The sequence below is a fragment of the Paenibacillus sp. Marseille-Q7038 genome (assembly GCF_965111595.1).
On record NZ_CBCOOM010000001.1, the window covers coordinates 435998 to 450423 of the forward strand.

At 41.7% G+C, this 14426-nt stretch carries 12 protein-coding genes; 9 read left to right on the top strand and 3 right to left on the bottom strand.

The features are described 5' to 3' along the window. The first annotated feature begins 155 nt into the window (after positions 1-155). Together ACWPWY_RS02245 and ACWPWY_RS02250 are read left to right on the top strand one after the other, a co-directional pair. The gene (locus ACWPWY_RS02245) at positions 156-644 is read left to right on the top strand and encodes an NUDIX domain-containing protein (RefSeq protein ID WP_454190196.1); all 489 of its coding nucleotides are present in this window, start codon (positions 156-158) and stop codon (positions 642-644) included. A 108-nt stretch (positions 645-752) separates the two neighbouring features. Beyond that, positions 753-1385 carry a LysE family transporter gene (locus ACWPWY_RS02250; RefSeq protein WP_454190197.1) on the top strand — a complete coding sequence of 211 codons (633 nt, stop codon included), beginning with the start codon at positions 753-755 and terminating at the stop codon, positions 1383-1385. On the opposite strand, the gene ACWPWY_RS02255 is transcribed toward ACWPWY_RS02250, so the two are convergent. Beyond that, the gene (locus ACWPWY_RS02255; protein WP_454190198.1) at positions 1366-2796 is read right to left on the bottom strand and encodes an amino acid permease; all 1431 of its coding nucleotides are present in this window, start codon (positions 2794-2796) and stop codon (positions 1366-1368) included. The genes ACWPWY_RS02250 and ACWPWY_RS02255 overlap by 20 nt on opposite strands. 174 nt (positions 2797-2970) lie before the next feature. On the opposite strand from ACWPWY_RS02255, the gene ACWPWY_RS02260 reads away from it, so the two are divergent. From ACWPWY_RS02260 to ACWPWY_RS02280, 5 genes are all read left to right on the top strand, one after another. Next, on the top strand, positions 2971-3822 hold the full coding sequence (locus ACWPWY_RS02260) for a GNAT family N-acetyltransferase (protein WP_454190199.1): 852 nt from the start codon (positions 2971-2973) through the stop codon (positions 3820-3822). A 20-nt stretch (positions 3823-3842) separates the two neighbouring features. After that, the gene (locus tag ACWPWY_RS02265) at positions 3843-4283 is read left to right on the top strand and encodes a VanZ family protein (protein ID WP_454190200.1); all 441 of its coding nucleotides are present in this window, start codon (positions 3843-3845) and stop codon (positions 4281-4283) included. A 201-nt stretch (positions 4284-4484) separates the two neighbouring features. Continuing rightward, on the top strand, positions 4485-5954 hold the full coding sequence (locus tag ACWPWY_RS02270; protein WP_454190201.1) for an N-acetylmuramoyl-L-alanine amidase: 1470 nt from the start codon (positions 4485-4487) through the stop codon (positions 5952-5954). A 288-nt stretch (positions 5955-6242) separates the two neighbouring features. Continuing rightward, positions 6243-6956 (top strand): beta-glucanase, encoded by a 714-nt coding sequence (gene bglS / locus ACWPWY_RS02275; RefSeq protein ID WP_454190202.1) that lies wholly within the window; start codon positions 6243-6245, stop codon positions 6954-6956. 259 nt (positions 6957-7215) lie between these two features. Next, complete coding sequence (locus ACWPWY_RS02280) at positions 7216-8907, top strand: extracellular solute-binding protein (RefSeq protein ID WP_454190203.1); 1692 nt, start codon at positions 7216-7218, stop codon at positions 8905-8907. A 149-nt stretch (positions 8908-9056) separates the two neighbouring features. On the opposite strand, the gene ACWPWY_RS02285 is transcribed toward ACWPWY_RS02280, so the two are convergent. Then, positions 9057-10697 (bottom strand): response regulator transcription factor, encoded by a 1641-nt coding sequence (locus ACWPWY_RS02285; RefSeq protein WP_454190204.1) that lies wholly within the window; start codon positions 10695-10697, stop codon positions 9057-9059. A gap of 11 nt (positions 10698-10708) precedes the next feature. Further along, the gene (locus ACWPWY_RS02290) at positions 10709-12418 is read right to left on the bottom strand and encodes a sensor histidine kinase (RefSeq protein ID WP_454190205.1); all 1710 of its coding nucleotides are present in this window, start codon (positions 12416-12418) and stop codon (positions 10709-10711) included. Positions 12419-12653: 235 nt separating this feature from the next. Here ACWPWY_RS02290 and ACWPWY_RS02295 point away from each other — a divergent pair, with 235 nt between their 5' ends. Together ACWPWY_RS02295 and ACWPWY_RS02300 are read left to right on the top strand one after the other, a co-directional pair. Then, positions 12654-13514, top strand: a complete 861-nt coding sequence (locus ACWPWY_RS02295; RefSeq protein ID WP_454192768.1) for an ABC transporter permease — start codon at positions 12654-12656, stop codon at positions 13512-13514. A 16-nt stretch (positions 13515-13530) separates the two neighbouring features. Next, on the top strand, positions 13531-14409 hold the full coding sequence (locus ACWPWY_RS02300) for a carbohydrate ABC transporter permease (protein WP_454190206.1): 879 nt from the start codon (positions 13531-13533) through the stop codon (positions 14407-14409). Positions 14410-14426 lie beyond the last annotated feature (17 nt).

The window sequence follows — 14426 nt, forward strand, 5'->3', positions numbered from 1 at the left end:
TTTTCTATGCTTGCAGCCTTCATTTTCCGCATAAAAAAATTCACATGATAATTACATAATGAGGGAACCAATGCACGTAAAAAAGGATATATATGGTATTATTGATCTTAAGAACGGAAAGAGGATTCGGGAGTTTTCCTGTGAGGAGGATGTTCATGTTCTATGTTAATGCAAGGGCTTTTATTGAAAGAGAAGGGAAACACGGAACCGAGCTCGTCATTCAAACCCGTAACAAGCCGGGAGAGGAAGCACTTGAACTTCCAGGTGGACGAATTGAACTGTTCGAATCCGTACACAAAGCGTTAATCAGAGAAGTCCAAGAAGAAACAGGTCTCACGATTACTCGGATTGAGGGAGCTTCAAAAAGAGTAGATACGATAGGGATAAATCCAGACTTCGAGGTCGAATGTGTCGAACCTTTTTGCGTATACCAGACCCTGAATGGCCCAATTGATTCGATTGGTATGTACTTTATCTGTAAGGCAGAAGGTAAGCTGCTTGAACAAGGAGACGAGGCGAAGGGAGCTGCCTGGAAAACGCTACAGAGTCTTCGTACGATGATCGATCAGAATCCACTGCAGTTTAGTAATGTAGATCGAGCAGGTCTTAAATATTACTTGAAACATAGAGTTGTTCGTGATTAATGTTACATTTTTAATTTTCTTTTAAATTCACTTTGTTGTCGTACATGCCTTCCTTCTTGAATAAGATGAACAATAGGTTGTCTTTTTATTCAAGAAGGAGGAGGCTGTATGATTACAAGTGTTTTTTTGGGTTACATATTGCTTGGAGTTTCCCTTGCTGCACCCATTGGTCCGCTCAATGCTGCCCAGCTCAACATTGGAATCAGACGTGGTTTTTTTCATTCCTGGTTTTTCGGACTGGGTGCAGTGCTTGCTGATATGTTGTACATGCTTTTAGTGTATTTGGGAGTCGTTCATTTACTAGAAGCTCCCTTTATTCAAACGTTTCTATGGTTGTTTGGTTTTTTTGTGCTGTCGTACACCGGAATAGAAAGTATGCTTAGCAGCGGTGAGATTAAGGAAACAGAACTTAATCATAAAGAACCATTGGGTAAATCTTTGATGTCTGGATTCTGGTTATCGCTTTTTAATCCAATGTCCATTTTATTCTGGCTTGGCATTTATGGTTCAGTTCTTGCAAAAGAGACAAGCTCTGGAGGCGTGCTACAAGTAGTCATATTTAGCTCTGCCATCATTCTTGGTATTTTTATATGGGACCTTTTGGTTGCTACCATGTCCAGTTTTTTTCGGCGCTATTTAAGTCCTGCACTTTTAAAAACCATCTCTGTAATTTCAGGATTATCCTTATTAGTATTTGGATTATATTTTGGTTTTCAGGCAGTTAAGGCTTTATTTTTTTGACCCTTCCAGGGAAGCGATACTTATTGTTTTTTAAGCTTTGAATCAGTTTACGGTCAGGTTTGGTTCGTTTGGGCTTGTCTGAAGTCCATACTTTTTTCTGCATATACAGGGTCAAGAGACCAATACATGCAACAAACAGAAAGCTGATCAAGAAACCAGGTCTACTCGTTTTATGAAAGAGTGTTCCGGTTACAGCCAGTAGAATTAGAGTCAGTCCTCCGTATCTTTTGATTTGTCCAAAAGTAGTCAGCTTTAATAGTTTGCCTGATGTGATCAGAATGAAAGACCAATTGTACAGAAGCATGAGCCCAGCCGCCGTCGTTATTGATTCATAGACCGTATCAGGTAAAAGCAGCGCAGTAACGATGGAGATCGACAATAGTAGGGCATTAAATCCATAAGCAAAGATAGGAAAGCGTTCCTTTACTTTTCGGCCGAAAAGAGAAGGGGCGTCTTTGTCTTGAGCAAGAGTAACAAGCATGGTAGTTACCGCGTATAAGGATGCAACCATTGTCGAGAAACCCGCAATAATAAGCACACCATTAAATAGGTGAGGGATAAAAGGCAGTTCATAAGTGGCCAGTGCCTGGATAAATGGACTCTTTTTAGTTCCATAACTCTGCCAAGGCGCCAATGTAAGAACAAGAAACAAGGAAGTTACATAGATTACGGCAAGTACCGAGATCATAATCCTTCCTGCTTTTGGTGCTTCTTCTGGCTTCTTTAAGCGGAATGCCATGAGACCCATGACTTCCACTCCCCCAAAGGCATAAAAGGAAAAGAGTAAGGCTGCCCATGTACCTGTAATTCCCGTTGGGAATATCTCACGCAAACTAAGCGGGGCATGGGGTGTGATTCCACCCGATAACCAGCCGAATAAACCAGCAGCTCCAAGACCAATGAACATAAGGATCGCTGAAAGTTTGATAATAGCAGCTGTACTCTCCAGCGGATCAAACAACTTATTACCGATCACGATGATCAGGAGTCCAAGCAGTGCATATACAGATGCGAACACCCACATTGGAATATTCGGAAACCAGAACCTCGTAAATAGGGACAATGCAGTGAGCTGACTTCCCATAATCAGTAATTCTGATGAAAAATATCCCCATCCACTGCTGAATCCAGCCCATTTTCCATAAGCTTTCTTAGCATAGGATCGGAAAGACCCTTGCTCTGGTTCAGCAGCTGTCATACCGGCGAGTGCATTAAATACACAATATGTACCAAGAGCAGCCAGTACAAAAGTAAGTAAAACGGATGGACCGCCCACCTGAATTGCAAGAGCAGAACCTAAAAAATACCCCGTTCCGATGGTTCCAGCAACGCCAAGCAGAGAAAGTTGCCACCATGTTAAATTACCTTTTGGTTCTGATGCTTGTTTTTTATTGCTATTCTTTTCGCCCATTTTTCTATACCTCATTCATGTCATATTTACCTTTGTAATATAAGAAAAGAAGGACAAAAAGATACTGGGATAATTTACTGCATAAAAAAGCGGGATTAAATTGGCAAAATATAGGTATTGGACTATGATAGATAAAAGGCGAATAGAGCAAAAAAATGGGGAAGGTGTCAGAACATGAAAGATGAAGTACTCGAAGTAAGCACTGCCGAGCGTCTCGAACGTTCTGAGATGGAGTACATGATAGACCGAATGAGAGCAATGGAAGAGCGACCGGGGAATCCAATGGGTATGGAGACTCGGTATTTTGGAGAAGCTGTCGCTTTTTACAGTAGGGAGATGCCCTGGCCTCAGTTTAATACAGTGAAGGGAATGGGTTCAGCGGAAGAGTCATATCTATCCGAAATTATTTCCTTTTATCGCTCAAGGAACCGTAATCCGCATATAGAGATTACTCCTCTCAGAGCAGAGCCAACACTGTTTAGATCACTAGCTAGGCAAGGTTTTTTTCAATCTTCTTTTCATACCACGTTATATACAGAATGTAAGAAAAAGAGGGCTTCTCCGTTAGAGAAATGGACAAAAGACAAGGCAAGCGTAGAAATTATAGAAATTAACTCGAATCAATTTGATGATTATGCTACGGTTCATTGTCTAGGAACAGGATTACCGATTTCAGGGAAACAGCATATTGCAGATAACAACCGTATTCTTCATGGAAGAAGAGGATGGAAGTATTATGTAGCCTATGATAATAACGAACCCGTGGGCGCAGCTGCAGCTTATATTCAAGAAAACACCGCCTCATTGACCTTTGCAACTACCTTGCCGGCATACCGAAATAGAGGAATCCAAGCCCTGCTAATTGAGCGGAGAATGAGAGATGCAGTTCAGGAGGGTTGTCATCTCATCGTTGGACAAGCCTCGTATCTATCTTCAAGCTTTCGGAATATGCAGCGAGCAGGGTTGCAGCTTGGTTACACAAGATCGACATGGAGTAGTCTAATGCCTCTGAGTGGTCTTATGTAGAGAGAAAGGGGATGTAAGGATTGAAGCAACAAACTTTTTATCGGGTGATCCTTTTTCTTTATTTAGTAATGCTCCTATATTTTATGTTTGCTGGATTTCATCGATCTATTCATGGTAACTACCGATATAACCTGATCCCATTACATACGATTTCAGCTTATGTGAGGAATCTGAGTCTAGATAATGTAATCGATTCAGCAATAAATTTGATTGGTAACATTGCAGTTTTTATCCCGCTGGGTTTTCTTATTCCAGCATCGCTGTCTCGTCCCTGGTTCTATGGTAGGTTCATTCTATTCTTTAGTGCTTTTATCATTTTTCTTGAGTGTATGCAGACTTTGTTACGAGTGGGAACTGGAGATATTGATGACCTTTTACTAAACGTAATCGGTGGTTCTGTTGGATATATAGTATACACACGATATCAAAAAATAAGTTTCATAGATGTTCAGAAAACATAGAAGAAATGTAATATTCAGAAAAAGAGTAAAGAAACCGATATATATAGGGGATTTCAGGTTTCAATTTTATGACAGAACGGAAAAGAAAAGGTCATTATAGACGCAACTATTACCAGATTTCTGCGTTCATTATAGTAGTGAATGTAAAAAAATGTTGGATGCCGGCGAGTTTACTAGACGACCAAAAGGATGTGTGAAGGATTGAAGAAAATTGTTCTATTCATGTTGTTGTTTGTAGGGTTATGGGTGATTCCTGGGCTCAGTCATGCAGACGGTGGACAAGCTAAGATTTATCTTAACGATCAACAGCTTGGAACGACGGGCGATACGAAAGTCGAGATTATTAATAAATCTGTCATGATTCCAATCCGTATGGTGGCAGAGGAACTCGGCTATGGCGTTAAGTGGGAACAAAAAACAGGCACCGTTACTATAGAGCAAAATGGCTCCACCATTAAAATGGTCGTAAATAACAAAAATGCTACAGTTGATAAACAATCCGTAAAGCTGGACAATGCGCCCGTCCTTAGAAAGGGAACGACTTTGGTTCCGCTGCGTTTCATAGGAGAGCAGTTCGGAATGAAGGTGAAATGGAACAATACGACAAAGACAGTATATCTGCAGGATGAGAGTGGATCTGGAGCAGGTAGTCAGCCTCCAGCGGGTTCACCTACAACCCCTAGTGAAGGGGAAAACAGTACGGTAATAAATCCTAGTGGTCTTACTGAAATAAGCGGGCTCAGCTTCAGCGAGAATCGTCTGCTGATTGCAACAAGCGGTAAAGTTATTCCTAAAGTATTCACGATGACTGGACCTGATCGAATTGTCATTGATCTGCCTGATACTAAATTTAGTTCAACGTATGGACAAGATCTGAATCAGCAGGGAGCAGGTACTTTAGAAGTTACTGATTACCCGGTCGTATCTAAAGTCAGATACTCTCTGTTCAGTGATAAACCTTCTACCGTCCGCATTGTTATCGATTTAACACAGTCATCTGGGTACCATGTGACGCAAGAAGGGACAAGCTTACTGGTACTCGACTTAAATTCAGATTCAACATCTACACCAAGTACCGAGAATCCGGGGACAACCCCTGTCATACCGCCGAACACTGCGAACCCTGACGGAAATAACGGCAATAAAGTCATTGTTCTAGATGCAGGTCATGGAGATCATGATTCTGGTGCAGTAGGAGTCACGGGCAAATTAGAGAAAGATTTAAACCTCAGTCTGATCCTGAAGGTAGAGGCATTACTTAAAAAAGAATCGGGCGTTGATGTAATTCTTACCAGAGATGATGATACATTTGTTTCTTTAACAGGTCGTGCGAAGGTAGCGAATGACCTCGGAGCGGATGTGTTCATCTCCATCCATGCCAACTCTGCCGCTGCGTCAGCGAGTGGGACAGAAACATTCTATTACAAAAATCAAGATAAAGCTTTAGCTACGATCGTTCATAAACATATGGTTAGTGCAACAGGTTTTAAAGATCGTAAAGTGAAATCAGGCAATTTATCCGTATTAAGAAATACAAAAATGCCAGCTGCATTACTGGAGATTGGTTTCCTTTCTAACAAGACAGAGGAAGCGGCTATGTTCAAAGAAGATTTCCAGAACCGTGTTGCTCAGGGCATTGTTGATGGCATTAAAGAGTATTTGAACTTATAAAATTACTATTAGAATATAGAAATGATATGATCCCCTCTTAATAGACAAGAAAAGACATCTGGTAAGATGGGCTTCATCTTGTTGAACGGAGGGGATTTTTCATGGCTATCTTTAGAAATGAATATCTATTCTTTCAATTTTGTTATAGTTAATGGATCCACATCCGTTTAGAATAAAAAAACAAACATGTAAGCGCTTTATAATTATTGAGCCAGAGATTCACCGAATTTCGGTAGAATGCTTGCCTCAACTTCGTTACATGTTTGAAATGAATCAGGAGGTGTGTTGATGAAAAGAAAGACTTGGTACACGTTGGTGGTGGTTATGATGATTTCTTTATTTTCTTCGGTAAGCGCTTTTGCAAGTTATGTTTTCTTTGAACCGTTAAGCTATTTCAACTCAAGCACATGGCAAAAGGCAGATGGTTACTCTAACGGAGGAATGTTTAACTGCACATGGCAAGCAAACAATGTTAATTTTACAAGTGATGGTAAACTTAAGCTTAGTCTAACCAGTTCTGCTCAAAACAAGTTTGATTGCGGTGAGTATCGTTCCACCGATAGTCACGGATACGGGTTTTATGAAGTGAGTATGAAACCCGCTAAGAACCCTGGGATCGTCTCTTCCTTTTTTACTTACACAGGGCCCACTGATGGCACACCATGGGATGAGATTGATATTGAGTTCTTAGGAAAAGACACGACAAAAGTACAGTTTAATTATTATACAAATGGCGTAGGGGGTCATGAGAAGATTATCGATCTTGGATTTGATGCATCACAGGGATTTCATACGTATGCTTTTGACTGGCAGCCAGGATATATCAAATGGTATGTGGATGGCGTATTGAAACATACGGCAACCAGTAATATTCCCGAAACACCCGGCAAAATTATGATGAATTTATGGAACGGAGCCGGGGTTGATGAGTGGTTAGGTTCATATAACGGTGCTAACCCGCTCTATGCAGAATATGATTGGGTTCGATATACGAGTAACTAGAAAGGTAGAAGCGACCGTCACTGGTCGCTTTTTTTTATCTCATAACCGGATTCATTTTATAACTCATTAATACAATAAATTTGTAACGATAGATAGCCTTATAAAATAGATTCACCCAAGTATCATTTATCCAATATATACATTCAATTTCAAATATCCTAAATTAATGCAATAAATGTTGTAATATTAGTATGGGCATTTGTATCTATCATTCATTATGATTAAACGGTAAGCAACATTACATAGACTGGGGGAAGCAATGTTGGACACAAATAAAAAAAGAAGAAGAATAGGCAGTATGGTAATGGTAGGGATGCTAGCTCTATCTGCGGTACTGAGTGGATGCGGTAATGGAGGGGACAAGGAAGCTGAGCCAAGCACTCCATCTGCACCCTTGGAGCTTAAAGACGGGAAATACGATCCGCCGGTGACAATTAGCTATCTACGGCCCTGGGGTCCAGACGTTACGTTTAAGTCAGGCGAGGATCAGGATAACAATGTTCATACCAAATGGGCGAAGGAAAAGCTGGGCATTGAGCTGAAAAATGAATGGGTTTCTCCATCTACCAATAATGCTTTCGAGACGAAGCTTCGTCTATCCCTTGCTTCCAATGCAGAAATGCCGGATATTATCTCATATCGTGGTGAATTTAATTTGGTGCGTGAGTTGATTGAATCTGGAATGTTTGTTGATGCAGGCGAGTTATTTGATACCTATGCCAGCGATACATGGAAAGATGCCATTAACGAAGATCCTTCCGTTTGGTATCCATATATGCAAGACGGCAAACGCATTGGTATCCCGATTCTGGATTATTCTTATAATGGTGACCCGGTTATGTGGATTCGGGAGGATTGGCTGAAAAAGCTCAATCTGAAAGGACCGGAGACATTGGATGATCTTGAAGTTGTTATGGATGCGTTTACAAATAAAGACCCGGATGGGAATGGTAAAAAGGATACATTCGGATTGACCATTGGATTCAAAAATTGGGTAAATACCTGGATGTCGGATGCTGGATGGGTCTTTGGAGCATATGGCACAATGCCAAACCAATGGAACCTTACAGAGGATGGAAAACTTGAATACGGTTCAGTGACACCAGGAGCAAAACAGGCACTTGCAACATTACAAAGTTGGATGAGCAAAGGATATATCCCAGAGGAAGTAGGCGTATACGACGAGACGAAGGCTGCTGAAGAATTCACTGCCGGCAAGGCAGGGATTGTGGTTGGCCCTCACTGGATGCCAACTTGGCCACTGGAAGACGTGAAGAAAAACGATCCAGATGCTGAATATAAAGCGTATCCTATTCCTTCTGGCCCCGATGGCCAAGTGGGTAGACGTGGTACGCCGAATGAGAATGGTGTTATTCTGATTAACAAGAACATGAAGAATCCGGAAGCGTTTTTCACCTATCAAAATTATCTGTTTGAGAATTTTGCTAACCCACAAGCAGGCGGTGAATTCGAATATGGATTTGCTGAAGGATACGATTATGTTATAGTTGACGGCAAACCGTCAACGGATCCAAGTCTTACAGAAGGTTATGCTCCTGAGAAATACACATTGGCCTTTGATGGGGCGCGGATTCCAAGTCTTAGTATGAATACGCTGGCGAAGCTGGCAAATGGTGAGACGCCATCAACGCCATTTGAGAAAAAGTTACATGCAAGTGTTCCAACAGCGATGCTGGAAGCAGCAAAACTTGTTCTGGATCAAAAGGATATCTCTCTTAAGCAAATGTTTACTGGTGCGCCAACGATGACGATGCAGATGAATAATGATATTCTGACCAAGATGGAGAAGGATACATTCTCCCAAATCATCTATGGTAAAACTTCAATTGATGCATTTGACTCCTTCGTTGAGAAGTGGAAGTCTTCAGGCGGGGATCAGATGACGAAAGAAGTAAACGAATGGTATCAGTCCGTTCAGAGCGGAAAGTAAGCATTGCAGGGAAGGTAGATTACACATAAACTGCAAATTTCAACAAAAGATTAACATCGCAAAAGGCATTGTCGGGAAAACTCCGGCAATGCCTTTTCGCAATTTAGTAACATAGAAGTAACGGGCTTAAATCTAATCTTGATTCTTTTTTAAACGGGCAGAATTTCCCGATATTCCTGCGGAGTAACGTCATAAAATTTCTTGAATACACGAATGAAGTAGGCGGTATTGTTGTAACCGACGAGCTCTGAAATTTCAAATATCTTGGCAGTTGAAGTTCGTAAGTAATACGCTGCCTTCTCCATTCTTAATCGGTAGACGTAGGCTGTAAGTGCTTCTCCCGTCTCCGATTTATAGACTTTGGACAAATAGACAGGATGCAGGTGTACATGGTCAGCAATCGCCGGCAGGGACACATCGGAAGCCAGATGGAGATCGACAAAACTTTGTACACTGCGAACGATCGTGCTGTGATTGTCCTTCAGCTCTTGTTCAGCGTCATCACGGATGTAATGCAGTGTTCGTATAGACCAGTCCATTAATTGCTTTGTCGTCGAATAGCTAGGAGCTTGAAAGTAACGATAGGACTCTACTGGTAGAATGGAAGAGAGCTGTTTCCCATTTTTATGTATGATATAAGTAAATGCACCAGCTAAAGCGTAGTACACTTCAATCGTTGACTCTGCGATATCATGATATTCGTTTGAATGCAACAGCTCTTCAAAGATCTGTTCGATCTTCAGTTCAGCATCTTGGAAACGTCCGGCTTCTAACAGACTTATTAAAGTCGGCGGTTTATAAAGCGACCTGATTGTATAAAGAGAGGGCACATTTTTTTCGTCGGAAGCGGTAACGAACAAGCCTTGGACTTGTCCCATCCGCTTACGCATGGATATAACTGATCGCTCATAAATTTCACCGATCTCATTCGGAAACTCTCCCCAATGGGAAACAGAGATTGAGATCGCTCCCTTTAAGTACGCCTGAACGTTCGTTTGAATCTGGGCAGCATATTGTTCTAGCATCGTCTGAGGAGTCTCGTGTTTATTCGAGGACTTCTTGCTTGGGTCCTTCACACTCACCAGGACAACGATATAATCATGAACATCTCGGGTATGCCAGATATGAAAATGGGCTTGAACAACTTCATTAATGATATTACAGATGGCATACTCCATGAGAGCAATATCGCTGCTTCCCATCTCGGAAAAATGTTCTTCCATGCGAATAATCAACATTGCTAAATCTTCTCCTATAGTATAGGGAAGTTCCAGCAGCTCAAGTTTATCTGTCAGCGTCTTTCGATCATAGGTTTTACCAGTCAGCAGCTCATGGAGCATCGTAGATTGCAGTAGTGGCAGATTATCCTGAAAAGCGTTTAATGCTCTTTGATAAGATGCCGCGGTTTCCCATTTGTTCTGAATTCGATTGACGACACGTTGGACTGAATCAATCAGGTCTTCGTCACTTACAGGCTTGAGTAGATAATCAAAGCTTTCTTGAGCCATCGCCTGCTTTGCATATTCAAAATCGGCATGACCTGACAGCAGAATAGTTTGTACATGGGGCCATCTTTTATGGATCTCCGTAATCAGTGCAATGCCAGATATTTCAGGCATACGAATATCGCTGATTACAATATCGATGTCATGGTTTTCCATAATTTCAAGTGCCAATTTTCCAGATAACGCCTCATGGACAGTGCCAATCCCACAGTTTTCCCAAGGAATGGTCTCCGCCAGCGTCTCGACCACTGAACGTTCATCATCCACTAATAAAATTTGCAGCATGGGTAATTCACCTACTTGTTAGTATTGTCGTGCCATATGATATCCACTTTAACCCCGCCGAGTGAAGAATGATGATAGGTCAGACCTGCTCCTTCACCGTATAGAAAAGATAAACGCTGATGAACATTCCACGTGCCGCAGCCCATATTCTCATCCAGCGGTTTAAGGAGATCATATTTCATTTGTTCAAGCTGTTTCTCTGACATGCCAAGTCCGCTGTCTTCCACCGTAAGCGTATATACACCATCTTTACAGTCCCCATATATTCTGATTTCCCCATTCTCTGCTTTAGGCTCGAGTCCGTGAATGACAGCGTTCTCAATAATAGGCTGGAGGGTCAACCTGGGTACCGTTTTATCTAAAATAGCATGGGAAACGTCGATTGTAAAATGCATACGTTCTAGTCTAAGCGATTGGATCTCAAGATAATTTTTCACCATTGCTAATTCTTCTCGTATGGTTGCCATGTCATTTTCCGATCTTGTTATGTACCGGTAGTATTCTCCTAGATTCAGTGCCATGGCCACCACCGCTTTTTCATTTTTCATTCTCGCCATATTTTTGATATAGAACAAGCAGTTATAGAGAAAATGTGGATTGATCTGGGATTGCAGCTGCTTCAAGGTTGCTTCGCGTCTTCTCAGTTTCTCCTCGTACACATTTTCGATTAACTCCTGAATACGCTGCGCCATGATGTTGAACCTAGCGAACAAGAGACTGAATTCGTTATGTGCAGTGTGATTCAGTCGCACGGAAAAGTCCCCGGTGGATAAGCGATTTGTTCCTCTCACCAGTTGAAGAAGAGGGACCTGAACACTGCGAAAGAGCGTATACAGAACCAGGATGCTCATCACGATTAAGACAGCGATAGAGGCATAGAACAGGTTACGACTGCTTGTAATCGGCTTTAATATTTGCTGCATAGGTACATAATCCACATAGTACCAACCGAGACTCTTGGATTGAATATAGGAGACGTAGTAATCGGTTCCATCCAGTGTTGTTCTGAATCCGCCTCTAGCTTGCAGTTCTGCGCTTTGCAGTGAAGGCAGAATGGATTTCAGGGTACTCTTCTCCGTGCTGTTGCTAATTAAGCCGAAATCAGGATGAAACATAAAAGGGTCGCCTTTGTTGTTTAACTTATTCTGATTAAGCAGCAATTTGAGATGGTGAACTGGAAAACTAATTTTGGTAATCAACTTGGCCTTACTAGGATTGCTCATCGCTGTCGTCGGATCGGTAGTATGCCAGATAAATTGATTGTCGTCGTAGGTCCAGGACTGAGAGAGTGGTTCTGCAAACTCATTTTCTCTGTAAGGTATGTAAGCATAATAGTCAGTTGATATTACTTTTTTCATACGGGGAAAGTACAAGGTAATGGTCGAATGCCATTTGCTTGCTGCATTATACAGATTTATCTTCTCTAGAATGGCACTTCCCGCTTTGGCACGCTCATAGGGAATATCTTTGTAGTCGGGACGTTGATACTCCTGAATACTGGAATCCTGTCCAATCGATATCCCGTAAAGGGACAACTGATAAATGTTGGACTCCACGGATTCTGCAAAAGTCGATAGCTGATTCTTCGTGTTGTTCTGAATCTCATGTTCAATGACTCTTACGCTTTCTCTATTCGAGTAGGTATAGAGGAACAAAACCAGAATAAGCAGTATCACAACTAACAATGCAATTTTAGTAAAAACATTTAAACGGTTAAGCAAAGCTCTGCCTCCTCATCTCATTAAAATATTCATATCATTCTTGCAATATTAGGATATAGATCGCAAAATCCCATTGTTATAATTTTACTATACAAGTTTGGGTTAACTTGTAAAATATAAAAATTAGAACATGGGGGATGCAGGGGTGAAGGAACATACTTTAAAAACAACGCATAAACAGCGTTCTACCAGGGTGAGACAGCGCTGGAATTTCCAGCGGAACTGGCCATTGCATATGATGCTCATTCCAGCCGTATTACTCGCGCTGGTGTTTCAGTACATACCGATGGGCGGAATTGTAATCGCTTTTCAAGATTACAAACCATACCTTGGATTTTCAGGATCTGAATGGGTAGGGTGGGACAATTTCCGTTACCTGTTTTTATATCCTGACGTTGGTCAAGTCGTTTGGAACACACTCTTTATTGCCTTTTTTAAGATTGTGGCAGGGCTGATTGCCCCTTTGTTGTTTGCCATTTTATTAAATGAAGTACGACTGGTTGGTTTTAAAAGAGTGAGCCAAACGCTGGTTTATCTGCCGCATTTTCTCTCATGGGTCATACTCGGCGGGATTTTACTTGACATCTTGTCTCCGCAAGGAGGGATTGTGAATCAGCTTATCGTAGCACTTGGAGGGGAACCGATCTTTTTCCTTGGAGATGGTACGTGGTTTCGGGTAACGCTGATCGTCAGCGACGTCTGGAAAGAATTTGGTTTTGGGACTATCGTCTTTCTTGCCTCTCTCGCAGGGATTAACCCGGCGCTTTATGAAGCGGCCGAAGTGGACGGGGCTAACCGGTTCAAGCAGACGCTGCACATTACGGTTCCGGCTTTGATACCGATCACAATTGTGCTTATGACGCTTTCCATTGGTAATATTCTAAATGCCGGTTTTGACCAGGTTTTCAACCTGTACAATCCGCTTGTGTATGACAAAGGAGATATCATTGATACTTTTGTTTACCGACTGGGAATTTTGAACGGGAAGATGAGTTTTGCTACAGCGGTAGGATTATTCAAATCTGTGGTAGCTACCGTTCTGATCGTGATCTCGTACAGACTTGCTTACAAACTAGCCAACTATAGAGTTTTTTAGAGAGGAGAAACGCAGCTTGTATTATAAAACAAAAGGATATCGAATATTCAGCATAGTCAACTACACGTTCCTTGGTATTTTATCGTTACTCTGTATTCTGCCGATCATTCACATATTAGCCGTTTCATTCAGCAGTATGGCGCCGGCTTCCTCCAATATGGTTACATTCTGGCCCATTGGTTTTACGACGGACGCCTATGTAAAAACATTCGGAAATTCAAACTTTATCAATTCCCTTTGGGTATCTGTCAATCGAACCATACTAGCTACAATCATTGGTATCGTCATCATGCTGATTACAGCTTTTCCCCTGTCGAAAGAAGATACCAGTTTCAAAGGGCGTTCATGGTACACTTGGTTTTTTGTGTTCACCATTCTATTCAGCGGCGGACTTATTCCAAGCTATATTCTTGTACAAAAGCTTGGTTTGATGAATACGATCTGGGCACTCATTTTGCCAGGAGCTTTGTCCGTGTGGAATGTCATCCTGATGATGAACTTTTTCCGTGGATTACCAAAAGAACTGGAGGAAGCCGCTTATTTGGATGGAGCAGGACATATCAAAACACTCGTTTTGGTTTATGTTCCACTGTCGCTTCCAGCTATCGCTACCCTGTCCTTGTTCACAATGGTATCCCAGTGGAATTCTTGGTTCGATGGCATGATCTACATGTCTGATATTAAAGATTATCCACTTGCTTCCTTGCTACAAACCATCATTGTTCAGCAAGATCTCAGTAAAATTAATGTAGATCCTTCTATGCTGGAGAATATCTCACAGCGAACCGTACGCGCAGCACAAATCTTTATCGGTGCGCTGCCGATCTTGCTTGTATATCCATTTTTGCAACGCTTTTTTGTTAAAGGAATCGTCATTGGGGCGGTTAAAGGCTAAGCAAGGAAAACTAGGCT